Here is a 22,969-nt window from a genome sequence, read left to right as displayed (position 1 = left end):
TTAAAACCCGAGGGTCCTTAAGTTCCTAGAACTTATGCAACGGTGATGGAGCCGCCAGCGGCTTCAATCTTTTCCTTTGCAGAAGCAGAGAACTTGTTTGCGGTGATGTTGAACTTAACGTTCAGATCGCCATTGCCAAGAACCTTGACAAGTTCGTTCTTGCGGACAAGTCCGGAAGCAACGAGATCAGCAATGCTGATTTCGCCACCCTGTGGGAACTTCTCTGCAAGATCTGCAACGTTAACTACCTGGTAGTCAACCTTGTTAGGGTTCTTGAAGCCCTTGAGCTTCGGCAGACGCATGTGCAGTGGCATTTGGCCACCTTCGAATGCAGCAGAGACCTGCTTGCGAGCCTTGGTACCCTTGGTACCGCGACCTGCAGTCTTACCCTTAGATGCTTCGCCTCGACCTACGCGGGTCTTAGCCTTGTTTGAGCCCTTTGCTGGGCGCAAATCGTGGAGCTTAATTGGTTCGCTCATTTGTTACCTACTCCCCCGCCACTTCTTCGACGACGATCAGGTGGCGAACTGCCAGGATCATGCCACGTACCTGAGGGGTATCGGGACGGATCACAGAGTGGCGGATTCGCTTTAGACCGAGGGAACGAAGATTTTCGCGATGCTTGGGCTTGGTGCCCACAGTGCCTTTGATCTGGGTAATCTTCAGCGCCATTTCTTACGCCTCCTGACCTGCGCGTGCACGCAGGATACGTGCTGGGGCAACCTCTTCGAGGGTCTTGCCACGACGGGCAGCAACCTCTTCAGGGCGGACCAGCTGCTTCAAGCCAGCCACGGTAGCGTGGACGACGTTGATAGCGTTGTCAGAACCAAGGGACTTGGAAAGAATGTCCTGGATACCAGCGCACTCAAGCACTGGACGAGCTGCGCCACCAGCGATAACGCCGGTACCTGGAGCAGCAGGCTTCAGCATAACGATGCCGGCTGCCTTCTCGCCCTGAACTGGGTGGGTGATGGTGCCGTTAACCATAGGAACGCGGAAGAAGTTCTTACGAGCCTCTTCTGCACCCTTCTGGATAGCAGCGGGAACTTCCTTGGCCTTGCCGTAACCGACACCGACCATTCCCTTGCCGTCGCCAACGATCACAAGTGCGGTGAAGCTGAAGCGACGACCACCCTTAACGACCTTGGAAACGCGGTTGATGGTAACGACGCGCTCGATGTACTGTGAGCGCTCGTCCTGCTGCTGATTGCGACGATCATCGCGGCGGCCGCCGCCACGACGCTCGTTGCGATCGTTTTGCTTGTTGTCGTCGGCGGATCGTCCGCCGTCACGCCGTTCACGTCCCGGCATTACGCAATCCTTCCGTTGATGTTCTTGGAAATGGTCATCATTAGAACTTCAGACCACCTTCACGAGCGGCGTCAGCAAGAGCTGCCACACGGCCGTGGTACTTGTAACCAGCGCGGTCGAAAACGACCTGCTCGATACCAGCTGCCTTAGCGCGCTCGGCGATCAGCTGACCGACCTTTGCGCCCTTGGCCTTCTTGTCACCCTCGGTTGCACGAACCTCAGGCTCGATGGAAGAAGCTGCAGCCAAAGTGTGGCCTGCAACGTCATCGATGATCTGAACGTGCATGTGACGAGAGGAACGGTGGACAACCAAACGAGGAGCCTCTGGGGTTCCACGCAGGTTCTTGCGGATGCGGAAGTGGCGGCGTGCACGGGCAACGCGACGACGAGTCGCGATGTCCTTACCGATAGAAACGCGCTTCTGCTTGTTTTCAGTGTTGCTCATTGCTTACTTACCCGTCTTTCCGACCTTGCGGCGGATCTGCTCACCCTCGTAGCGGATGCCCTTACCCTTGTAAGGATCATCCTTACGTAGGCGGCGGATCACAGCTGCGACCTGTCCAACCTTCTGCTTGTCAATGCCAGAAACTGAAAGCTTGGTGTTGCCATCAACTGCGAAAGTGATGCCATCCTTGGCCTCGATCAGTACTGGGTGTGAGTAGCCGAGGGAGAACTCGAGGTCCTTGCCCTTCAGCGCGACACGGTAACCGACACCGAAGATTTCCATCTTGATGGTGTAGCCAGTGGTAACGCCAACAACCAGGTTGTTAACCAGGGTGCGGGAGAGACCGTGCAGGGAACGGTTGGTGCGGTGGTCATCCGGACGGGAGACGATGATCTTGCCATCTTCAATAGCGGCAGTGATCGGAGCAGGAATGGTGACGTTCAGGGTGCCCTTAGGACCCTTAACCTCAACAAACTGGCCGTCAATCTTGGTCTCTACACCGGATGGGATGGTGATCGGTTCTTTTCCGATACGTGACATATTTAGTCAATCCTCCCTTTACCAGACGTAGGCGAGAACTTCTCCGCCTACGCCCTTCTCGGTAGCCTGACGGTCGGTCAGGAGGCCCTGTGACGTGGAGATGATAGCCACGCCCAGTCCGCCCAGAACCTGTGGCAGATTGGTGGACTTAGCGTACACGCGCAGACCCGGCTTGGAAACGCGGCGCAGACCAGAAATGGAGCGCTCACGGGTGTTGCTGTACTTAAGCTCGAGGGTCAAGGTCTTGCCGACCTTAACATCCTCAACAGTGTAGTTAGCGATGTAGCCTTCCTGCTTCAGGATCTCGGCAATGTTTGCCTTGATCTTGGAGGATGGCATGGACACGGTGTCGTGGTGCGCATTGTTTGCATTGCGCACGCGCGACAACATGTCGGCGATTGGATCAGTCATGGTCATAAGAGAGTGACCTGATGCCTTTCTCGTTGGGGTTCCCTACCCACCTTGGACGTTAACCGTGTGTTTTCTGGCCACTCAGCGCTCCCCGAACTCAATAGTCGGTTTGCTCGCTGCCATTTCCCACTCGGATCGCCATACATGGCGGGGGGCCTACAACAAAGTAGGGTGTTTACGATTACATGGATCTTCTAGACGCCGTATTTCTCTATGGAGTTTTCTTGCGCAAAGTCCAAACGGACAGAGTACAGGACAAAACCTAGAAAAAGCAAGTGCTTCTCGACGTCGCCATGCATCCAACCCACAACCCCGCAGCACGCCTTAAGTGCGCGGGGGGAGGCGTCGACAAGCGTTATTGCTTTAAACTGGCACTATGCACCAATTAGTTGCCCCCGACCCGCAGGGATATAAGCGCTGGGCAGAGTGCTTAAGAGAGTTTGATGGCGGCTCGATCGACGGCTCTGGCTTTAATAATCCGGCCGAAGTTGCTGATCTTTCAGCAGCCAGTTTTGCCCGCTATTTAAGCTCACGAACAGCGCTTGCTGATACCTCAATTCCGGCGCCCGCAGGCTTTGTGCACTGCACTTTTTATTGGATTGTGGATGAATCCGCGGAGTTATTGGGATTTGTGGCGTTGCGTCATGAGCTCAATCAATTTCTTTTTGAACGCGGTGGGCACATTGGCTACAGCGTGCGGCCGCGTGCGCGCAATAAGGGTGTGGCGGGTGCTGCCTTAAATTTGGCACTGCTGGAAGCACAAAGCCGTGGCATTGAGCGCACCTTGGTTTGTGCGAAGGAGACAAATCTTGCCTCCCGGCGCGTGATCGAGCGCGCTGGCGGAGTGTATGAATCCTCAATGCATGGGGTGCGCCGCTATTGGTTTGATACCGCTGCTGCTCATATTGACAGTTAGGGCTTGACCCTTTGAACTGCTATTTTTATGGTTAGTTCAGCAAGTTTCTATTTTCAGGGGAAGTTCGGTGAGATTCCGACGCTGACCCGCAACCGTATGTGTGTGCTTTTATAGGCGCTGAAGTCGGATTACCTGAAAGTATTTTGTGGCTCCAACCGTCGTGGATTACGGTTCTGCAGCCCGTGCCGAGGGCCCATTGTGTTCTTTTTGCGGGGAATCAGAATCTTTTCCCTTATTTTTAAGGACTGCCATTATGGCTTTAAAGAAACCCCTCGCGTACTCGCTTACTTTCTCTCTCACCGCCGCTGCCCTTTCTGTGGCTTTGGCACCCACCGCACAGGCGGAAATTTATGCGCCGGCAGCTACTGAGCTGCAAGCCAGTGCTGATTTCTTGAGCCGGGAATTAGCGGCTGGCCAAGATGGCATTATCGCTGGCCTCTCCGGTCTTAAAGATATTGGGCTCACCCAGGACATGCTCTTGGCTCTAGACGCACTTGATCCCGATTCCACCCAGGCTCAGATCAGCTTTAATGCCATGATGTCTGCTCTTGATGGCTATCTTTATTTTGGCGGCGAGGTTGATGCTGCCCGTCTGGCCAAAACTGTGGTGGTTGCAGATGCTTTTGAACAGCCCAATGAGCAATTGGTGGAGCAACTGGTCGACACCGTGCAGGACAATGGCCAGTTAAAAAATGAAACCGCCGGAGCACCCACCTCTGATGTCCAGAACTTTGGCCAATCATGGGGTGTGCTGGCGTTGGCTCGCGCTGGCAAAACCGCTGAAGCTCAGCGAGCTGCGGACTTCCTGGAAACCCAAATTTGCGCCGATGGTGGTGTGCCTTTGACTCAAAAAATTGAGCAAACCTGCGCCTCCACCGATCCAGATACCACTGCCCTAGCAGCCCAGGCATTTGCTCTTGTGAATGGCGTGAAAGATGAGAGCACCACTTCCACCTTGAATTACCTCAAGGCAGCTCAGGGAGATGATGGCGGAATCACGAGTCCATTTTTGGGAGCGAATGTTAACTCCACTGCCCTGGCAGCCTCGGCTTTTGCCTTAGCAGAAGAAGAGGAGCACTTTGCACAAGCACACTCTTATCTTGAGAGCGTTCGTTTTGGGAATTCGGCTGCTTCCGGTCTCTCCGGTGGTTTTGCCTGGCGCAGCAGTGATGTTGCCAGCGCCACCAGGGTCACCGATCAGATTCGTCGTGGCAGCGCCCAGGCAGCAATCGCCTATGCGGGTGGAAATTACGCCAATGATGCGGTGATTTTTAGCGATGCGCCTGCTCCTACTGATTCTGGCTCCTCCGCCGGATCTGCGGGAATCGTCATCGCAGTGCTAGCGGTTTTGGCTGCTATCGCTGGTGTATTGGGACCTTTGCTCACCACCCTGCCCGCACAGTTCTAAAACTTTTTAAGGCACCTTTATGCACTGTACTTTCCGCTCCATCGTCGCGATCCCGGCCGTAGCTAAAGCCATTGCGATTGCTGTAGCACTTTGGCTACTGCTTGCGCTCTCACCTTGGGCGCCCTGGGCACCTGCAGCGCATGCTCTCACCACCCCCTGCACTGATGAACAGGTCACGGTATTAGTGGAGGGCCACCCCATGAGCTGCGCTACTGCCGGTGGCAGCGGTTATGACGTCTTAGTGGAGGCCGGTTTTAGCATTGAGGGCACTGTTAAATTCCCGGATTTTATTTGTCGCATTAATAGCTTCCCCTCCGTGGCAGTGGATAACTGCCTAACTACCTCCCCGGACGATGCCTATTGGGCTTATTGGAAAGCTCCCCTTGGTGGCAGCGATTGGGAATATAGCAATCTGGGTGCTTTTTCAGATTTCCCGGCGGCAGGCACCGTTGTGGCATGGCAATGGGGTGCAGGTGAACGCCCCGGTGAGATCCCTGCTAAAGCAGCCTCCACCGAAGTATCCGTTACCGAGGAGGAGGATCCTTTAGCCACCTTTAACCCCAATGACCTCATCATTCCAGAGCTTGAAGAGTTCCCTACCTCGGCCACCACACCGGCTCCAACCCCTGTAGCTCCTGGTTCTCCCGCAGCGGCACCCGCAGCAGCGCCTGTGCCAAGTCCGGTGGTAAATCCTGACAATCCCCAGGAAGTGCTGGTCTACCAAGACGCTGCTGGCAACCCCATCACCAAAGAGCAATATGATGCCCTCGTTGCAGCTGCCAACAGTGGCACCCTAGCCCCCTCGGCTGCAAGCCCGACCAGTACCAGTCCCGGCACCGGCCCCGGCGCGCCAGCAAGCGCAATAACCAGCGCAAATCCAACCTCTACCCTGGTTATGCAAGCACCCGCAGCTACCCAAACCACGCTGAGCGCCACAGCCCCAGCTGCAGCCACCAATGAATCCGAAGCTTGGATGATTGGCCTGAGTTTGGCATTCACCACGGTTATTGGCGCCTCCGCACTCGGCACCTGGGTTGTGCGTCGCTCCGAGATCCAAGGCTAAAAGTGCACGCTATTAAGAGGTATTTATTATCCCGTCGCCTGGTTCATCCCTGGGCCTGGTGGGTGTGGGCGCTCGGTATCGCCGGTACGGTGAGCATGAGCAATAATCCTTATGTGCTGGCTTTAGCCTTGGCCACCTTGTGTTTTGTGGTGGCTAAAAGGCGTGGCGCTTCCCCCTGGTCACGAGCCTTTCCCATCTACCTCATCATTGGTTTTTGGATTGTGGTTTATCGCGTGGTGATGCACATTTTGGTGGGCGCAAAAATCGGAAGTATCACCTTGTTCACATTGCCCTCATTCCAGCTTCCGCAGTGGGCTGCTGGCATTAATATCCTGGGCACGGTCTATGTCGAGGGCCTGGTCATAGCGCTGATCCAAGGACTTTCGCTAGCAACCATGATTGTGGCCGTAGGCGCGGCAAACTCTTTGGCAGATCCGAAAAAGCTGCTTAAAGCCCTGCCTGGAGCTTTGAGAGAACTCGGCACCGCGATCATCATCGGCATGTCAATTGCTCCCCAAATGGCGGAATCTGCCGTGCGGATCCACCGCGCTCGTACCCTCAGAGGCGATAACACCGCAGGTCTACGCGGTTTTTCCCGCATTCTCCTACCCGTTTTTCAAGACACTTTAGATCACTCCCTCGCCTTGGCGCATTCCATGGACGCCCGCGGTTATGGCCGCCGCGCCCAAACTTCCCGCACGGAACAGCGCATCACCTCGGCTTTTGGGCTGCTGGGTATTGTCGGCGTGTGCATCGGACTTTTTGTCATTTTGGATTCCAGCTCCCCGCTGTATATCGCGGTGCCCATCTTGGTGGCCGGCTGCGGCTTTGTGGTGGTATCTCTTTTTATTGCTTCTCGACGAAAAACCTCGAGCACCTACAACCCTTTGCCCTGGGGTACCGCTGAGTGGCTAACCTGCATCTGCGGTCTATCACCCCTGCTGGCAGCCATTCTCACGCGGATTTATGATCCTGCCTCAATGATCACCACCTGGGTGCCTTTACACATTCCGAATACGATCCCACTTTTTGTAATTTTCGGATTAGTGCTCGCAGCCCTACCTGGCTATTTAACCCCCATGTTGCCCAGAAATACCCACAGAGTCAGGCGTCGAAAAGCACTTACTCCTGACATCCTTAAAGGACGCACCCAACAATGAGTTCCGCACTTCCCCCACGCGTGGCGTGGTCCACCGAGCCGATTCTGGAGCTGGAGCGCGTCTCCGCTTCCTATTATCTTGATGAACGCCAGCTGGCGGCGCCGCAGCTTCGCGATGTTAATCTCACCCTGCATGAAGGCGAGATTCTGCTGGTTATCGGCCGTACCGGGGCAGGTAAAACCACGCTGTTGAATGCCATGTCGGGCGCTATGCCCCATGCCACCGGCGGGCGTTTGGATGGGCATGTGCGCATTGTCGGCCGCGATACCCGCGATTTTCCACCGCATCTGCTTTCCGATGTGGTTGGCGTGGTGGGTCAGAATCCGGCCGCGGGTTTTGTGAGCAACACCGTGGAAGAGGAGCTGGCTTATAGCATGGAGCAGCTGGGGCTGGCCCCGGAAATCATGCGCAAACGTGTGGAGGAAACCCTCGATCTGCTCGGCATCGCAGAGCTGCGCCAGGTACCACTGACTGAGCTTTCTGGCGGCGAACAGCAGCGCGTGGCTATTGGTGCGGTGCTCACTACTCGCCCGGCGCTGATTATTCTTGATGAGCCCACCAGCGCGCTCGACCCCAATGGCGCTGAAGAAGTCCTGGCCACGATCACCAAATTGGCCCATGACCTGGCAATGACGGTCGTTCTTGCCGAGCACCGCATTGAAAGGGTGCTGCAATATGTTGACCGCGTCGCCCACGTAGACGCCTCCGGCACCGTCACCATTGACTCCCCCGCCACAATTATGCAGACTTCCGACGTTGCCCCTCCGTTGGTCGAGCTCGGCCGCTGGGCAGGCTGGAATCCGCTGCCTCTTTCCGTGCGCAGCGCCCGCACCTATGCCCCGGAGCTGCGACAACAACTCTTCCAACAGGGTGTGGTCACCCACAAAATTCCCCGCGCGCTAGAACCACTCCTGGTGGCCACCGATGTGGTGGTGGATTTCCCCGCGATCCGCGCCGTGGACAACGTATCGCTGCAGCTCAACGCGGGTGAGATCAGCGTGCTCATGGGCCGCAACGGCTGCGGTAAGTCCAGCCTGCTCTGGGCGCTGCAGGGATCAGGCAAGCGCACCCACGGCCGGGTGTACGTTGACGGCACCGACCCCCTCACCCTTAAAGCTGCTAATCGACGCCGTCTCGTTTCGATGGTTCCGCAAAATCCCAGTGACCTCCTCTATGAGGTCTCCGTTGTGGCGGAATTGCAACGTTCCGACCGCGATAGCGGCGCCCCTGCGGGTACAACACGTGCAATTTTGGATTCCCTGGTGCCCAATATTACCGACCATGTGCACCCGCGTGATCTTTCTGAAGGCCAAAAACTAGCCCTAGCACTAGCTATTCAATTGGCGACCCAACCTCCCGTGGTCTTCTTTGATGAGCCCACCCGCGGCCTGGATTATGCTGCAAAGAAGGCCCTAGCTGCTGCTTTTAAACAACTTGCAGCCCAGGGACGTGCCCTTTTGGTGGTAACTCACGACGTCGAATTTGCCGCACTGTGTGCCGACCGCGTGCTTTTTATGGCCAATGGCTCCATCATCGCCGATGGCTCTGCAGTAGAAATGCTGGCCTCCTCCCCTGCCTACGCACCTCAAATTGCCAAGGTCACCTCGGGGCTTTTTGAAGCCTCCCATTGGCTGACAGTTCCCGATGTCCAACGCGCACTTTCCGAGGTCCTGCGATGAATCGGATCATTTCCCTCAAGCCCAAAACCTTCATCACGCTGGGAGTTTTAGCACTTCTAAGCGTGGTGATCTTCCTCTGGCCCCTTTTTGTTGATCCTTCGTCCGCGCTTTCCAACGATGCCCAAGCTCCCTTATACCTGGCACTTGTCATTCCCCTGGTTCTGGCCGCCGTGATTTCCGAGATCAGCGAAGATGGCTTCGATGTGAAAGCCATCGCCATGCTTGGAGTACTGACTGCTCTAGTAGCCGTGGTGCGTCCTTTTGGAGCCGGAACCGCAGGCTTCGAAGCCGTCTTTTTTGTACTTATCCTCGGTGGCCGTGCCTTTGGACCCGGTTTTGGATTCATCCTGGGCAATACCGGGCTTTTTGCATCTGCCCTGCTCACAGCTGGAATCGGCCCCTGGCTGCCCTACCAAATGCTCGCTGCCGCCTGGGTTGGTTTTGGTGCAGGCCTTCTCCCACCCCTGCGCGGGAAGCTGGAACTGCTGCTCATTATTTTTTATGGCATCTTCGCTTCTTTGGCCTATGGCTTCTTAATGAATATGAGCTTCTGGCCCTATGCCATTGGCGCCTCTACCGAGCTCTCCTTTGTCCCCGGCGCACCAGTGCTGGACAATCTTCACACTTTTGTGTTGTTCTCCCTCACCACTTCTTTGGGATGGGACCTCGGCCGCGCACTTTTTACCTCATTTTTGCTGCTTCTCACCGCCACTCCGGTGCTCGGCGCTTTAAGACGTGCTAGCCGACGCGCCGCTTTTGGCGTTGAGCGTAGCTTTGGCGATACTTCCCTCCCCCGACATGCGTCACCTGACAAAACACAATGAGCAGAATCCCACACAAAACCCCATTTTGAGAAGATTTGTGCAGGATTCTGCCATTTCAGCGGCCCACAAACGGCAGAATCCTACACATTTCGCCGTTTTAGAGCGTTTTGTGCGTAATTCTGCTCAATTCCACTAGATCTTAGGCAGAACCAAGCCGGGGATAGAGATAAGTCCGCTGTAGAGAGCAGCAACTGCGCCACCAACAACGGCAAAAACTCCAGCAATGAGGGCAAAAATGCCATTACTTTCGGAGGAACCAGTTGGTGCTACCGGAATCGCAGTTAATGCTGGATCAACTGTGCCATCGGAAACCACCCAAGCCTCAACAGAACCGGGAGCTGGCGTGGTGTCATCGCCGCCAACGATGGCATATTCGTAGCTCACGGTGTTATCCGCAGCAACGGTGCCGGAGTAGTTGTTCCAGTAGGTGCCAGTTTCCTCCCATACTGGCACTACTCCATCAATGCCCTTCAAAAAGCGGCCAAATTCGAACTGGTCATACTTGGCCACAAAACCTGCGGATTCCAGTGCTTCAAAGCCGGTGTCGAATTCAGTGGCGCATGCGCCCTTGGAGTTTTTGTCGGTATCTGCGCCGTATTCCACATAAACCCACACGTTATTAACCTCGAGGCAATCAGCAGCATTGTCAATGCTAGAAGAGTCGAGCGCGTGAGCTGTAGGAACTGCACTGAAAAGGGAAATGGTGGTGGCAGCTGCCGCGAGAGTTGCGGTCGCGGTACGAGGGAAAGAAATGCTCAAGGTGTAGCCTTCCATGAGATATAGGAAAAGTAGAGTCTTAGCGAGCCAGCGTTAGGGCTTTTCACTCATGGGGATGCTCAATAAAAACTTCCGTATTCCACGACGGTTGTTCTAAGCCAATTCCAGAGATCTTGAGTAATCCGACTCATCACCCCTCAAAGGTGATCTACGGTTGCGGGTCAGCGCCGGGATTTGACCGGCTTCCCTCAAAAAGCGATCTCCGGTTCTTTAACACAGTTAGCACTGAAGACTCCTCAAGAATACTCTATGAACTGCTATTTCTTGGAATTTTTTGAGCATCTAGCAGCGTTGGATTCAACAGAAACACAAATAATAGGAGGCAAAGGTCAATGGGGCGTATCACCCAGAAATTGCAGGTTCCCCGGGTGGTGGCTACCCCGGCAGAGGTTTTTATCAACACCCGCCCCGATACCGTTGCAGTGGAAGAGCCTTTGGATATCCGAGTTAATGGCAGCATCTTTAGGAAAACCACCCGCACTCCCGGTCAAGATATTGAATTAGTACATGGATTGCTGCTGGCTGAAGGCCTGATTAAGAACGCTACAGAGCTTTCCACCGCGCGATACTGCGCCGGAGCCGTAGGCCCAGATAACCAAAATTCTTATAATGTCCTAGACCTTGATGTTCTGGGGGCACAAACTTTACCCCTGCAAATTAGTGGTCCGGCATGTGGTGTTCCCCCAACTCCACAGCCCCATCTGCACTGGAGTATCGAACCCATTAGTCCCCAGGCCAGCACGGTGATTGCACTGCCGGCACAGCTCGATAAGCAGCGGCCGATTTTCCAAAAGACCAAGGGTATCGAAGCAGCAGCTCTAGCCACAGTTGAAGGCGAAATCCTGCTGGCCAGGGAGGATATTAGTGCAGAAAATGCGGTGGATAAGGTGACCGGGCATTTCCTGATGGCGCAGCAACTCCCCCAGCCGCAAACCATGCTCATTGTTACGAGCAAAGTCACCCAGGAAATCCTCAAAAAGGCGGCGATGGCGGGAATTTCCGGAGTTATTAGTACGGAATCAGTGTCTTCGATGGCGATTGAAATTGCACAAGAAAATCAGATCTTCTTGGCTGGTTTTGTGCAGGACAATAAATTCAATCTTTACTCAGGCGAGGTCGCGAAAGACTAAATACCCAGCGCCGCAGGCAGGCGTCGAAAAGTTTGGTTAGGGTGGCGCCCATGACCCTTAAAATTCCTGCAATCGGTTTTGGCACTGTCCACCTTGATGGCGCGCCCGGCGTCGCGGCGATTACCTCGGCCATTGACGCTGGTTATCGCCTTATTGATACCGCTTTTAACTATGAAAATGAGGGCACCGTCGGCGTTGCGCTGAAGCAATCCGGGGTGCCGCGCGAGGAGCTTTTTGTCACCAGTAAGCTGCCTGGTCGCTTCCACGCCCGCGAGCTGGGCCGCGTGCGGATTGAGGAAAGCCTATACCGTTTGGGCACGGATTACCTTGATCTTTTGCTGATTCACTGGCCTAATCCGCAGCGTGACCTCTATGTTGAAGCTTGGCAGACCCTCATTGAGGTGCGCGACGCTGGGCTGGTGCGCCATATCGGCGTATCCAATTTTCTGCCAGAGCACATCCTGCGCCTAGAAAAAGAAACCGGGGAGTTGCCAGCCATCAATCAAATTGAGCTGCACCCCTATTTCCCCCAGGTCGAGCAGGTGGCCTTCCACGATGAGCACGGCATCCTCACCGAAGCGTGGAGCCCGCTGAGCAACGGCCGCGGCCTCGTCGAAGAGCCAATCCTCGCCGAAATCGGCGCGCGCCACGGCGTTGGTGCCGGCGAGGTCGCGTTGGCGTGGCACCACGCGCGCGGCATCATCCCCATCCCACGTTCCACCAACTCAGCGCGTCAGCGCAGCAACCTCGCTGCCATCCAGATTGCGCTTAACGACGAAGAGATTGCCGCGATCACTGCTCTTGGACGGGAAAATGGCCGGATCAAAAATCAAGATCCGGCCACTTATGAGGAGTTCTAAGCGAGTCGTCGGCCGCTAATAGCTCCGGCGATCAGCAGTATTAACCCTGCTCCGATCCACCAAGCCACTCCACTGCCACCTGCTTCTGGCAGTCCGGTGCAAATATCAGACACTGACATCACCACCATATTTGCTGGCTGATTAGCAGTAGTGATTGCCACCGCGCTGGGGTAATTGGCCGGATTAATGATCTCCAAATTAAGGCTGCTGCCAGAAGTTGTGATCTTAAAAGGCACAGGTGTTGGCAGTAGCTCATAGCCACTTGGTGCCATAGTTTCCACCAGCTGGTATTCCTGGCCGATGGTCAAAGCAGCTGCAGTGGCTGCAAAGCTGCGACCAGTGGAGTCATTAACATCCGCAATTTTTACACCATTTTGGTACCCAGCGAAGGCGTATCCTGCTTCCAGCGGAATAACCGTTCCCTCGGAATCAGTCTTGACCACGCCCAGGGCTGCATTCTGCATGGCAGGAATATTTCCGCAGGCATCATCAGTCAATGGGGTGGTGCTTGCTGGAAGGTTGAGACTTGCCACGTTAAAGAATCCGCTGCCGGCTGTTGTCGCTGCACAATTAAGTGTTGTGGAACCTAGTGCTTTGGACGTGTAGTCATAGCTAAATTTCACTTTGAAATTTGTGGTGGAACCTGGTGCAAAGCTCATGGGTGAGGCTTGAGTACCAGCGACGGAATAGGTTCCGTTGCTAGCAGTTACTGCCGCTCCATTAACGGTGGCGCCGGTGATGGTGTGATGGTGACAGCATCTGAGAACTTTAGAGTATCAGTAATCCAGCCTTGCTGCGCAGATGCTGCTGGATTAGTGACGGCAATGTTGTACTCCACAGTCTTAGCCGTAGGATCCACTGCGATGACGTCCTTGAGCATGGTCATGGCCTGCGTAATCTTTAGTGGTGCACAAGCATTGTCTTCCTTTGTAACTGAAGTTTTCACTCCATCAGGCCCCACCGTAGAAGTGGTGACCTTAGCATCGTCATATCCGCCACTGCCTGCTGTAGGTACAGCAGTGCAGGCAAGTGACGTGGTATTTGCCTGGTTATAGGTGGCGTTGGGCTTATAGGTCACGCGAATTACATAGGTCTCGGTTTGTCCATCGGCCAAAGGTTGATCCTTGGCTAGCTCGTAGCCATTGGTGCCACGGGTTTTTACGCCGGTGCTAATTCCGGTTGGTGCAGAAATCAGCTGGAAGTTGGTGACATCTACGACGCTGGCAAAGCCTGGAACATCTTCCAAGGTATAAGGCCAGGAATCCACTCCCGGGTACACGCTGCCTGGGTTTTTCACTGTGATCTTGTACTCGATAAATCCATCGCTTTGGGTCAATACATCCTTTTGTACCTCTGGCGCAGGGTTGCTGGTCCAAATGGGAAGAAAACCATAGGAACGGTAACCATTTACCTTCTGCACCGGGGCAATGGTAGTTTCCGTAGTGCAATGGCGGATAGCAATGCGCTGCCAATTAGGCGTGGGCAATCCAACCTCATAGGTGTTTTATTTGGTACTAGCTCCGATACTCTGTGGCGTTGCACCTGGATTATCGCTGAGATACTTGCCCATATCGAGGAAGTTAAACTGCACACTTCCCACGCCACCACTCTGGAGGATCATCACGCCGATTTTCTTATCTGGTGACACCATAAGCAGAGCTGGAATACTGTTGGTCGTGGTCTTGACATAGGTCCAGCCTGGATCGTCAGTGTTGATAACTCCATCGATATAAAGCTGAAAGCCTGGCTTGCCGGTGTTTTTAAAATTGGCATCCATCACTGGGGCTGGAGTCGAATAAACGGTATAAGTACCGCCATGCCAAACACCGCCGGCGTCGCCGCCACCAATAAGGAACTCCGAGGCACGGTAGGTGGCGGTGCCATTTTGCCAAGCGTATTGCACATCGTCGCGGCTATAAAATAGTCCCTGCTCCGCGACGGTGTGGTCATAACAAAGCAATCCTGAACCGCCGGTTCCACCCAGGGGATTGTCCGGGCCACGTACCGAGCGGTCACCCACATCCTGGTAGTAATCAGTACACCAGTTACGGTGACGTACTGGATACGCTGGATTGTCTCCATAGATATAAGTTCCAGTTGTCTCGTTATAACCAACACCAAATGCTGGGTCATTAGAGAACCGGTATAAGGGATCTCGGCATTGGAGTAAAGCGCTCAGGTCGGCCGGCGACAAAAACTGGATTGCCAATGGTAGGAGTGCTGGGGCGATCTGACAGCACGGCGGCAAATAGGGCGAAAGAACGCATTAAGGTTTGTGAACCTGGGGTGGTAGCTTCCACATAATTAAATGCGCTGTCTTTATTGAGCTCATCAAAGGACCAGGTGCCGTCCTCAATGACAGTTTCACCAAGGTCGTCGGTGGTTGTATAAGTGACCACCACTTCTTCACCCTCTAGCCAAGCGATAGTGCCGGCATCGATGCTGAGCAAATCATAATCGAGGCCGCTCATATTGGCTGGAGCAAAACCAAAGGGAACGTCCACTCCCCCAATAGTTACAGATAGCACCTCTGAAAAAAGCTGCTGTAGAGTGAGAACGAGTAAAAGTAAGTTCCCCCAAAAGACTTTGTCCGGCACCCGGTGCAGCAACCAGAGCAGATAGCTGGTTATTGCCTGCATCGGTCTGGGTGAGCTTGATGGTGGACTGGTCCAGAGGAGAAATCTCAGGAAGTACAGCAAGCGGAGTAGTTAGAGATTCAAGCGTTGGATCTGTGACAGCAGTTGTCGGTGCAACCTCGGCAGCTGTAGTTGTGGCCTCGGGGGTCACAGTGGGTTCTGAAGTGGCGATAGGCTCTGCCACTTGCGTAGTCACTGCATCGAGAGAAGTATCTTGAGCATTTGCGCTCACAGTGGCGGACGAGGCGATTATTGCTGCGCCACAAATGTAGGCGAAGCGTCTGATCAACTTACGCATTGCTAAACGCAAATCCTCTCTCTTAGAACCTTTACTGGTCAGTGCTGCTGATTTCAGATAAATAAATGTTTATGTATTTTTTCGAGACGTACGTCTCCCCATTTTCCCAATAAAGACCGGGGTAATCCGAGGATTTTATAGGCAGTGAGGTGCTTTAATTACTCGTCGCGCTTGCGCTTTGATGCCGCAAGAATGAGAGCTCCAAGCAGAAGCATGCCGAGGCCGATTCCCATCACCCAGAGCGTATTAGCGCCAGTTTGTGCCAACGCTGATCTCAAGTCACCTGGTGGAGTGGTGGGAGCCGTTGGGCTTTGCGGGAGTACAGATTGAGAAGGCTGCGGGATGCCCGGGCCAGGCACAGGCACCTCTACCCTGGTGGTCGGAACCGTGGTGGGAGTTGAATTACCAGGTTTTTCGGTAGGAGTTGCGGTCGGAGTGGGGGTAATACATGGAACCCCAACTTCCACCTCATTGGTAGGAACTCCAGGACGGATAGTGGGATCAAATTCGGGATATCCCTCGGTGAGGAGATACGCGATATTCTCCAAGGTTCCATCTTCTGGACGCTGGTCAATCTTGAGCTCAAAACGCCAGGTCACAACAACACCAGGATTATTTTCACGAAGTGCTGCAAGACCTGAGAGGCCAGCATCTTTGAGAGAGAGTCGAGCCAGACCACCTTCAGTGGTTACTTCGAAATCACTGCCCACAGTAAGCTCGGTGTTAACTGCTTCACGGTAAGTGTCAGTCAAAATAACAGTTGAGGTATCAGGAACCAGCGAAGTGTCGGCGGGGAGAACATCAACAATCTGGTAGCGGCTGATTCGTCCGTCTCGAGTTGGAGCCGGGACTGTGGCACTAATGCCATATTCAACGGTATCTCCAACTGCAGCGCAGCGTCGATTAGCGGTTTTTGACGCCGCTAGGCGTTGGTCTTTTGCATGCACGGTGACTGAATACAGCCAGGTAGCACGATCAACCACGTCAGTGGTAGGAACTGCGACGACAAAGGGCGATAACACGGTCAAACCCTGATTTTGGGCCGGCTTTGGAGACTCGGTGACATAGTAGAGACCCAAATCCAGATCACTAAAGACTGCCACGCCTTCAGAGTTTGTGGATGCCGTGATCTTTTCACCGAGGCGGTAGGCCTCGCTACCACCGGGCACCAGCTTGGTATCATCCAGGGCCTGGGCTTGGCGCCAACCCTCATTGGTGGTCAGATCAAAACCACTGATCTTTTGGATATTAAACTCAATCCCAGCTACCGGCTGTTGAATAACCGGCGCACCAGGGTTCGTAGGATCACCAAACTGGGTAAAAGGATCGCCAGCCGACTTGACCACCCGCAGTTCACCGCGAGCAGCGGGATTGATGGTGGCTGCATCAGCCGGAGCAGCCGCAGCTTGGGAGGCTTGGGCTGTATTTGGGATTGCCGTTAAGGTCACAGCAGTGGCAACTACAGCAAGAGTAAGAATAACTGCAAGCTTAAGAAGCAAGAGCTTTAAAAATTTTTCTACCTTTTGGTTCACTGCACACCTCCTGAGACGTTTACTTTGTTGTTTTTAGATTTTTTGATACGACGAATTATCGCAATGATAAAGAGAATTAGGACAAAACCCACCACTACGAGAACTGCTGTCATCCACCACTGCCAGGGCTGGTGCGTTGCATTAAAAACTGCTTCATCGGCAGGGTCCATAGGGACTCGTTGGGCAGTTAAGAGCAAGCGGTGTGAATTCACTCCATAGGGAGTACAGGTGATCAGTGTTATTTGATCTTTGCCCAATTCTGGAACCAGCGAGGAAGTTTCATCTGGTAGCACCACGCGGATTTGATTAACCTCGTATTTTAGTTTTTCACCCGCGACCTCGATATAAACGGGGTCACCTTCTTTAACCTTGGTGAGGTTGTCCCACAGGGTTGCTCCAGAGAGGCCTGTGTGGCCGGTGAGGACCGCGTGGGCGTTATCTCCACCTACCGGCAAAGATGTGCCGAAAAGGTGTCCAACACCCTTACCCAACACTTCTTCTGTAGTGCCGTGATAAATGGGCAAATCAGAATTAATTGCCGGGATGATGATGCGAGCCATAACATCGTTGAGATCAAGTTGCTTGATGTAGCCGCGATACTCTTCATTATCTTCAGTTATGCGCGCTAGCCATGGATCAAGAACGGGCTGCCCTTGATTGTCGGTGTTCCATTGGTGTGCTTCAGCTAATTCCGCGGCGCGTTCTTCGGCACTTACCTCAGAGATCATTTGCTCCGAGTAGACCCGGGCACCGCTGGACTGGCTGTAGTTTTTTTGAATGGTTGCGACGACTGGATAGAGCAAGACGATGATCCCGGCGAGTGCCAGCAACAACGGAATTAGTCGGTGCAGCTTTCGTGAGCGTTTTTTAGCCGTATGTTTGGGAGCACGGCTGGAGTAATTCTCCATTAAAAGCGACATGAAAGGACCTTCTTGTTGTTACTGAACTCGCCGAGATGAAGCGGAGAAACTATGCGTTACGACGCTGCATGAGGTAGTAAGCGCCGCCTGCAATGAGCAGGATCAAACCTGCACCGAGGATGATTGCAACACCCTTACCACCGGTAAGTGGTAGATCGAAGCCTGCATTTGCCTGGACGTTCTCAATTTCCGTCATGAGCTCGGTAGGGGAAATCGTGCCCTCAATAAGGTTTGCTCGAACCTGGAACTCGATCGGATCGGTGAGCAGTTCATAACCCGGTGCAGCCTTGGTTTCCACCAGGCAGTACTTGGTTTCCAGGGTGACAGCTTCTCCCCTTGCCTCTAGATCTGCAACAGTCGGAGCGCCATCAATGAAGTTGTTGGCATGCAGACCGGTGATATAAAGCTCACCATTTGCGTTGGTGACACCAGAAAAGCCCTCAAGCAAAGTGCCAAGTTCGTCAGCGCTGGTGCACTCATAAACCTGGAATTCCGCACCAGCAAGCTTAACTTCCTGGCCACTGGAATTCTGACCAGTCTTGATCAACTTCACTGCGCCGTAGAAGGACTTTGGAAGGGTGTTTGGATCAAGAGGAACTGGCACAGTGCCTGTTGGCGGAACTGATGGATCAGTGACCCCTGGGGTGCCCTGGTTACTTTGAGAAACCTCAGCATTATTGGTAATTGGACCCAGGGTAGCTGCTGGAGTAGCAGTCAAATTGATAACATCAAAGCTTAGATTGGCCTTAACTACGCTGCCACCATTTGGCGCTGCCGAGAGCTTAAGCAAACCTGCCGAAGTCATGGTGATTGCAACTTCTCCGGCAACAGTGGTGTTGATGGTGTAATCAGTGGAAGCCAGAGCGGTTCCATTGAGAGTCACCGAATTGACCACTGGGTTCTCTAGACGATCAGTGGGGTACTTATCCTTGATCTGGAAGAAGGTGAAGTCGGTGTAACCCTGCAATGGTGAAGTGATGGTGTAATCCAGAGCATCGCCGGCCTGTACACCTGCGTCAGCTACCGTCTTGGTAGGAACAGTTGGATCGACCACGTCATTTTTTGGATAGACGTGAACGTCATACATCCAGGCGTTACGATCGGTTGGGTTCGTCATAGGCAAGGTCACCAAAAACGCATTGTTGGTGGAGTTATATCCAACAGGGGCTTGGACTTCCTTCACACGATAAAGACCCAATGGAAGATCAACGGTGATTTCACCGTTAGTATCAGTGGTGTAAATACCAGTCGGATGTAGGGGATCGGTGACCAAGGTGGCCTTTGGAGTTGAAGGATCAATATCCTGAGCTGCTTGCCAACCAGCGGCAGTGGTCAGATCAATTGCAACGTTATTATCGTCGTTAAGTCGCTCGATGGTGAATTGTGCGCCAGCAACACCTGGGGAGGTGACAGTCTGCTGAGCGCCGTTACCTTCAACCAGATCACCTTCAGGAGTAGCGTGCTTGTGAATATGCAAGGTTGCATCTTGTGTGCCATCAACCAGGGAAGCCAATTGGCTCGGAGAAGCCTGCGCGGACGCGGTTGCGCCGATTCCGCCACCAGCCACAATAAATGACGTTGCAATGGTGGCAACGAGGGCCTTTTTAAAGATGTTCATTTCATTCCTCAGATACTAGCTTCGCACCACGGACAGTTTTGCCAATTACTCCCCTGGTGGGGCGAGGTCGAGGCTCACGCGAAGCTTTAGGTGACTTATACAACCGCGCTGGATAGCTGTTTTGGTTGCAAGCTGAGTGTAAGAAACTTTGATAAGGCACACAACCTGGTTTTAAAGGTTTTTTATAATATGTAAAAGTTATATACCTCGTTATATATCCTGAACTGGCGTATTGCACTTGAGAGCAATATTAATAGATGGGGTATTTAATGGACACCCCCTTACTACCCCCTGTCAAAAGCTGCAAAATTTACCCTTAAGTGCAGGTACGAGCAGTTTTTGATAATTCCTTTGATCGATCGCTTATTCAGGCATTTTCAAGGACCCATCTATCCCTATGGCAACTTCAAGAGCAAACCGCTTTAGCATCTGTATTAATTGCAGAACTGTAAAATAAATGCAGAATGATAGAAAAACTGCTTATGTATTACAGTTGAATAACTTGCAGAAAACGTTATGGCCACAACATAGAGCCCTTACGCAAATTGTATAAGTGACATTCTGTCAATAGGTACTATTTAATACAATTCAAAACATTTATTACAGGTCACAGCTATATTTTTACTTTCAAAATGAAATCTGATTAACAATCGCTCTCTATTTTGAAAATGGAATATACTTCAGCCACGTTTAGACAGTTTTATACTTTTCAACTCATGCATAAACTTTATTCAGAAATAGAAAACCCAGCAAAAAACGCTAATAAATTACAATCTGAAGTACATTTAAAACGCATTTTGGGTTTTGCAGAAAAACCAAAAAAGTGCGCTCCCCAGCCAAGCTGGGAAGCGCACTTAAGAGAACTTAAAAGTCCTAATTATTGCTGACGGTTTCCGTCTTCACCTTTGAAAGGGAAGCCGAGCTCGCGCAGCAGGGAGCGACCTTCATCGTCGTTTACCGCAGTGGTAACAACGGTGATGTCCATACCACGAGGACGGTCGACCTTGTCGACGTCAATTTCGTAGAACATGGTCTGCTCGGTGAGGCCGAAGGTGTAGTTACCGTGGCCGTCGAACTGCTGGTCAGAAAGTCCTCGGAAGTCGCGGATACGTGGCAGAGCCACGGTCAGCAGACGGTCGAGGAATTCCCACATACGATCGCCGCGCAGAGTAACCTTTGCGCCGATTGGCATGCCTTCACGGAGCTTGAAGTTAGCGATGGACTTCTTTGCACGGCGAAGCTGTGGCTTCTGACCGGTGATTGCGGTGAGGTCCTCGATAGCTCCGTTGATGAGCTTGGAGTCACGAGCTGCGTCGCCAACACCCATGTTGACAACGATCTTGGTTACGCCTGGGATCTGCATAACGTTAGCGAACTCGAATTCGCCCTGCAGCTTGGTGCGGATTTCGTCCTGGTAACGGCTCTTCAGACGAGGGGTGTAGTTCTCGGTCATTAGATGTCCTTCCCATTACGACGAGAGACGCGAACCTTCTTGCCGTTCTCATCTACACGGAAACCAACGCGAGTTGGGTTTCCGTCAGAATCGATGACCATGACGTTGGAGACATGGATCGGAGCTTCTTGGGTTACGATTCCGCCGGACTCTGCGCCACGCTCTGGTGCGGAGTTAGCTACGTGCTTCTTGATGCGGTTGACGCCTTCGACGAGAACTTTCTCAGTCTGAGGGAATGCCGCGATAACCTGTCCCTTTGCACCCTTGTCAGGGCCAGCGATGACAAGAACCATATCGCCCTTATGGACCTTCATTCTTAAATCACCTCCGGTGCAAGAGAAACGATCTTCATGAACTTCTTCTCGCGAAGCTCACGAGCAACTGGTCCGAAGATACGGGTGCCGCGTGGCTCGTTGTCGTTCTTGATGATGACAGCTGCGTTCTCGTCGAATGCAATGTAGGAGCCGTCTGCACGACGGGTTTCCTTCTTAGTGCGAACGATAACAGCCTTTACAACTTCGCCGGCCTTTACGTTGCCGCCTGGGGTTGCTTCTTTGACAGTGGCGACAATGACGTCACCAATGCCAGCAAAACGTCGGGTAGATCCACCGAGGACGCGGATGCACAGAATTTCACGTGCACCAGTGTTATCGGCGACCTTCAGACGCGATTCTTGCTGAATCACTACTGGTCTCCTGACCTGGATTTATGCATGCTGGATTTCCGTCCCAAACATGCGTGGTCTATGTACTACAGATGTCTACACACTCCACCAAAGTGGGCAACGAACCTAAACGTCGAGGGGTCTCGGGAAAGCGACTCGGAAAAGCACCGCTAGCCCGACCTACGCAGACAACCTAAACATTTAACCACATCATTACCCCCGAATACAAATCGCAGTTGCGCATTAGCGCAACGCAGATTATGGCAGACCTTGTACCCCGCTCCCCTGCTGTACCACCAACGCAGGGAGGCGTCGAAAAGCGCAAAGAAGTCCCTATCTGGAAAACCAGATAGGGACTTCTTTAGGTTGTTATCCAGAGCGGATAACGGCCCAAATTACTTAGCCTTCTCGACGATCTCGACGAGACGGAAGTGCTTGTCCTTAGACAGTGGGCGGGTCTCTTCGATACGGACGAGGTCGCCGACGCCGGCGATCTCAGCCTCGTCATGTGCCTTCACCTTGGTGGCGGAGCGCATGATCTTGCCGTAGAGAGCGTGCTGCTTACGGTCCTCAAGCTCGACGACGATGGTCTTCTGCATCTTGTCAGAAACCACGTAGCCGGTGCGAACCTTGCGGGTGCCCTTTTCCTTGTTGTCCACGTTTGCCTCACTCATAATTAAGCCTCAGCTCCCGGAACCACGGACAGGCCCAGCTCGCGCTCGCGAATAACGGTGTAGATGCGGGCGATGTCACGCTTGACTGAGCGTAGGCGGCGGTTGTTGGTCAGCTGGCCAGTAGCAAGCTGAAAGCGAAGGTTGAATAGTTCTTCCTTAGCCTCGTTGAGGCGGGTAACCAATTCTTCCTCGTTGAGTTCACGGAACTCGTGTGCTGGGGTACCGATAGCCATTAGAGCTGATCCTCCCTCTTGACGATACGGACCTTGCAGGGAAGCTTCTGGCCAGCGCGACGCAATGCCTCGAGAGCAGTAGCTTCATCCGGGTAGCTCATCTCGAAGAGAATACGGCCCGGCTTGATGTTTGCGACCCACTTCTCCACAGGACCCTTACCGGAACCCATACGAACGCCGAGTGGCTTCTGGGTCAAAGGACGGTCTGGGAAGATGTTGATCCATACCTTGCCACCACGCTTGACGTGGCGGTTGATGGCAATACGTGCAGATTCAATCTGACGGTTGGTGATGTAGGCAGGCTCAAGAGCCTGGATGCCGTACTCACCGAAAGTGACGCGGTTGCCGCCCTTGGAAATACCACTACGGGTAGGACGGTGCTGGCGACGGTACTTAACGCGCTTAGGAATAAGCATG

28 protein-coding genes and 2 riboswitches are annotated in these 22,969 nt (G+C 53.3%); of the genes, 8 read left to right on the top strand and 20 right to left on the bottom strand.

The annotated features are described in order from the left end of the window. Window positions 1-32: 32 nt before the first annotated feature. The 6 genes from rplO to rpsH are packed head-to-tail and all read right to left on the bottom strand — an operon-like array spanning window position 33 to window position 2,713. On the bottom strand, window positions 33-479 hold the full coding sequence (gene rplO, locus SFC07_RS03805) for a 50S ribosomal protein L15 (RefSeq protein ID WP_411206898.1): 447 nt from the start codon (window positions 477-479) through the stop codon (window positions 33-35). A gap of 7 nt (window positions 480-486) precedes the next feature. Further along, window positions 487-672, bottom strand: coding sequence for a 50S ribosomal protein L30 (gene rpmD, locus SFC07_RS03800; protein ID WP_015650414.1), 186 nt, complete (start codon window positions 670-672; stop codon window positions 487-489). A 3-nt stretch (window positions 673-675) separates the two neighbouring features. After that, the gene (rpsE, locus tag SFC07_RS03795; RefSeq protein ID WP_411206897.1) at window positions 676-1,311 is read right to left on the bottom strand and encodes a 30S ribosomal protein S5; all 636 of its coding nucleotides are present in this window, start codon (window positions 1,309-1,311) and stop codon (window positions 676-678) included. A 40-nt stretch (window positions 1,312-1,351) separates the two neighbouring features. Then, window positions 1,352-1,756, bottom strand: coding sequence for a 50S ribosomal protein L18 (rplR, locus tag SFC07_RS03790; protein WP_411206896.1), 405 nt, complete (start codon window positions 1,754-1,756; stop codon window positions 1,352-1,354). A gap of 3 nt (window positions 1,757-1,759) precedes the next feature. Further along, on the bottom strand, window positions 1,760-2,296 hold the full coding sequence (rplF, locus tag SFC07_RS03785) for a 50S ribosomal protein L6 (protein ID WP_411206895.1): 537 nt from the start codon (window positions 2,294-2,296) through the stop codon (window positions 1,760-1,762). Between the two features lie 18 nt (window positions 2,297-2,314). Next, the gene (gene rpsH / locus SFC07_RS03780) at window positions 2,315-2,713 is read right to left on the bottom strand and encodes a 30S ribosomal protein S8 (RefSeq protein ID WP_411206894.1); all 399 of its coding nucleotides are present in this window, start codon (window positions 2,711-2,713) and stop codon (window positions 2,315-2,317) included. 370 nt (window positions 2,714-3,083) lie between these two features. Here rpsH and SFC07_RS03775 point away from each other — a divergent pair, with 370 nt between their 5' ends. The 6 genes from SFC07_RS03775 to SFC07_RS03750 all read left to right on the top strand — a co-directional run bounded on the left by SFC07_RS03775 (window position 3,084) and on the right by SFC07_RS03750 (window position 9,757). Next, the gene (locus SFC07_RS03775) at window positions 3,084-3,623 is read left to right on the top strand and encodes a GNAT family N-acetyltransferase (RefSeq protein ID WP_411206893.1); all 540 of its coding nucleotides are present in this window, start codon (window positions 3,084-3,086) and stop codon (window positions 3,621-3,623) included. A gap of 10 nt (window positions 3,624-3,633) precedes the next feature. Then, a riboswitch (cobalamin riboswitch) is annotated at window positions 3,634-3,778 on the top strand. A 98-nt stretch (window positions 3,779-3,876) separates the two neighbouring features. Beyond that, complete coding sequence (locus SFC07_RS03770; protein WP_411206892.1) at window positions 3,877-5,031, top strand: hypothetical protein; 1,155 nt, start codon at window positions 3,877-3,879, stop codon at window positions 5,029-5,031. A 19-nt stretch (window positions 5,032-5,050) separates the two neighbouring features. After that, window positions 5,051-6,094, top strand: a complete 1,044-nt coding sequence (locus SFC07_RS03765; protein WP_411206891.1) for an oxidoreductase — start codon at window positions 5,051-5,053, stop codon at window positions 6,092-6,094. Window positions 6,095-6,096: 2 nt separating this feature from the next. Then, a complete protein-coding gene (locus SFC07_RS03760) occupies window positions 6,097-7,254 on the top strand; it encodes an energy-coupling factor transporter transmembrane component T (RefSeq protein WP_411206890.1) in 1,158 nt (385 codons plus the stop codon). Then, window positions 7,251-8,933: an ABC transporter ATP-binding protein gene (locus SFC07_RS03755; protein ID WP_411206889.1), complete on the top strand. Its 1,683-nt coding sequence runs from the start codon at window positions 7,251-7,253 to the stop codon at window positions 8,931-8,933. The genes SFC07_RS03760 and SFC07_RS03755 overlap by 4 nt, the downstream gene beginning before the upstream one ends. Beyond that, window positions 8,930-9,757 carry an ECF transporter S component gene (locus SFC07_RS03750; protein ID WP_411206888.1) on the top strand — a complete coding sequence of 276 codons (828 nt, stop codon included), beginning with the start codon at window positions 8,930-8,932 and terminating at the stop codon, window positions 9,755-9,757. Before SFC07_RS03755 ends, SFC07_RS03750 begins: the two co-directional genes overlap by 4 nt. A gap of 132 nt (window positions 9,758-9,889) precedes the next feature. Here SFC07_RS03750 and SFC07_RS03745 read toward each other — a convergent pair whose 3' ends face one another. After that, entirely contained in the window at window positions 9,890-10,516 is a 627-nt protein-coding gene (locus SFC07_RS03745) for a hypothetical protein (RefSeq protein ID WP_411206887.1), read from the bottom strand. 135 nt (window positions 10,517-10,651) lie between these two features. Further along, a riboswitch (cobalamin riboswitch) is annotated at window positions 10,652-10,721 on the bottom strand. Window positions 10,722-10,866: 145 nt separating this feature from the next. Here SFC07_RS03745 and SFC07_RS03740 point away from each other — a divergent pair. Further along, window positions 10,867-11,664: a formate dehydrogenase accessory sulfurtransferase FdhD gene (locus SFC07_RS03740; RefSeq protein WP_411206886.1), complete on the top strand. Its 798-nt coding sequence runs from the start codon at window positions 10,867-10,869 to the stop codon at window positions 11,662-11,664. Between the two features lie 50 nt (window positions 11,665-11,714). After that, window positions 11,715-12,524 (top strand): aldo/keto reductase, encoded by an 810-nt coding sequence (locus SFC07_RS03735; protein WP_411206885.1) that lies wholly within the window; start codon window positions 11,715-11,717, stop codon window positions 12,522-12,524. Here the strand turns inward: SFC07_RS03735 and SFC07_RS03730 are convergent. The 13 genes from SFC07_RS03730 to rplP all read right to left on the bottom strand — a co-directional run bounded on the left by SFC07_RS03730 (window position 12,521) and on the right by rplP (window position 22,968). After that, window positions 12,521-13,183, bottom strand: a complete 663-nt coding sequence (locus SFC07_RS03730) for a SpaA isopeptide-forming pilin-related protein (protein WP_411206884.1) — start codon at window positions 13,181-13,183, stop codon at window positions 12,521-12,523. The two genes, SFC07_RS03735 and SFC07_RS03730, sit on opposite strands and share 4 nt — an antisense overlap. A 47-nt stretch (window positions 13,184-13,230) precedes the next feature. Further along, the gene (locus SFC07_RS03725) at window positions 13,231-13,944 is read right to left on the bottom strand and encodes a hypothetical protein (RefSeq protein WP_411206883.1); all 714 of its coding nucleotides are present in this window, start codon (window positions 13,942-13,944) and stop codon (window positions 13,231-13,233) included. 84 nt (window positions 13,945-14,028) lie between these two features. Beyond that, entirely contained in the window at window positions 14,029-14,718 is a 690-nt protein-coding gene (locus tag SFC07_RS03720) for a hypothetical protein (RefSeq protein WP_411206882.1), read from the bottom strand. Then, window positions 14,657-15,028, bottom strand: a complete 372-nt coding sequence (locus SFC07_RS03715) for a hypothetical protein (protein ID WP_411206881.1) — start codon at window positions 15,026-15,028, stop codon at window positions 14,657-14,659. Before SFC07_RS03715 ends, SFC07_RS03720 begins: the two co-directional genes overlap by 62 nt. Window positions 15,029-15,616: 588 nt before the next feature. Beyond that, complete coding sequence (locus SFC07_RS03710) at window positions 15,617-16,990, bottom strand: SpaH/EbpB family LPXTG-anchored major pilin (RefSeq protein ID WP_411206880.1); 1,374 nt, start codon at window positions 16,988-16,990, stop codon at window positions 15,617-15,619. After that, entirely contained in the window at window positions 16,987-17,910 is a 924-nt protein-coding gene (locus SFC07_RS03705; protein ID WP_411206879.1) for a class C sortase, read from the bottom strand. The genes SFC07_RS03710 and SFC07_RS03705 overlap by 4 nt, the downstream gene beginning before the upstream one ends. 49 nt (window positions 17,911-17,959) lie before the next feature. Further along, entirely contained in the window at window positions 17,960-19,528 is a 1,569-nt protein-coding gene (locus SFC07_RS03700) for a SpaH/EbpB family LPXTG-anchored major pilin (RefSeq protein ID WP_411206878.1), read from the bottom strand. Window positions 19,529-20,405: 877 nt separating this feature from the next. Next, on the bottom strand, window positions 20,406-20,981 hold the full coding sequence (gene rplE / locus SFC07_RS03695) for a 50S ribosomal protein L5 (RefSeq protein WP_411206877.1): 576 nt from the start codon (window positions 20,979-20,981) through the stop codon (window positions 20,406-20,408). Continuing rightward, complete coding sequence (rplX, locus tag SFC07_RS03690) at window positions 20,981-21,295, bottom strand: 50S ribosomal protein L24 (RefSeq protein ID WP_411206876.1); 315 nt, start codon at window positions 21,293-21,295, stop codon at window positions 20,981-20,983. The genes rplE and rplX overlap by 1 nt, the downstream gene beginning before the upstream one ends. Before the next feature lie 2 nt (window positions 21,296-21,297). Beyond that, entirely contained in the window at window positions 21,298-21,666 is a 369-nt protein-coding gene (gene rplN, locus SFC07_RS03685; RefSeq protein ID WP_411206875.1) for a 50S ribosomal protein L14, read from the bottom strand. Window positions 21,667-22,040: 374 nt separating this feature from the next. Beyond that, window positions 22,041-22,319 carry a 30S ribosomal protein S17 gene (rpsQ, locus tag SFC07_RS03680; protein ID WP_411206874.1) on the bottom strand — a complete coding sequence of 93 codons (279 nt, stop codon included), beginning with the start codon at window positions 22,317-22,319 and terminating at the stop codon, window positions 22,041-22,043. A 2-nt stretch (window positions 22,320-22,321) separates the two neighbouring features. After that, window positions 22,322-22,552 (bottom strand): 50S ribosomal protein L29, encoded by a 231-nt coding sequence (gene rpmC, locus SFC07_RS03675; protein WP_015650395.1) that lies wholly within the window; start codon window positions 22,550-22,552, stop codon window positions 22,322-22,324. Further along, a complete protein-coding gene (gene rplP, locus SFC07_RS03670; protein ID WP_003854302.1) occupies window positions 22,552-22,968 on the bottom strand; it encodes a 50S ribosomal protein L16 in 417 nt (138 codons plus the stop codon). Before rplP ends, rpmC begins: the two co-directional genes overlap by 1 nt. Window position 22,969: the final 1 nt, after the last annotated feature.

Source organism: Corynebacterium callunae, from assembly GCF_046592015.1.
In the GTDB taxonomy this organism is placed as follows: Bacteria; Actinomycetota; Actinomycetes; order Mycobacteriales; family Mycobacteriaceae; genus Corynebacterium; species Corynebacterium callunae_A.
The sequence above is the reverse complement of the archived record's forward strand: the minus strand, read 5'-3'. Positions and strand labels throughout refer to the sequence as shown.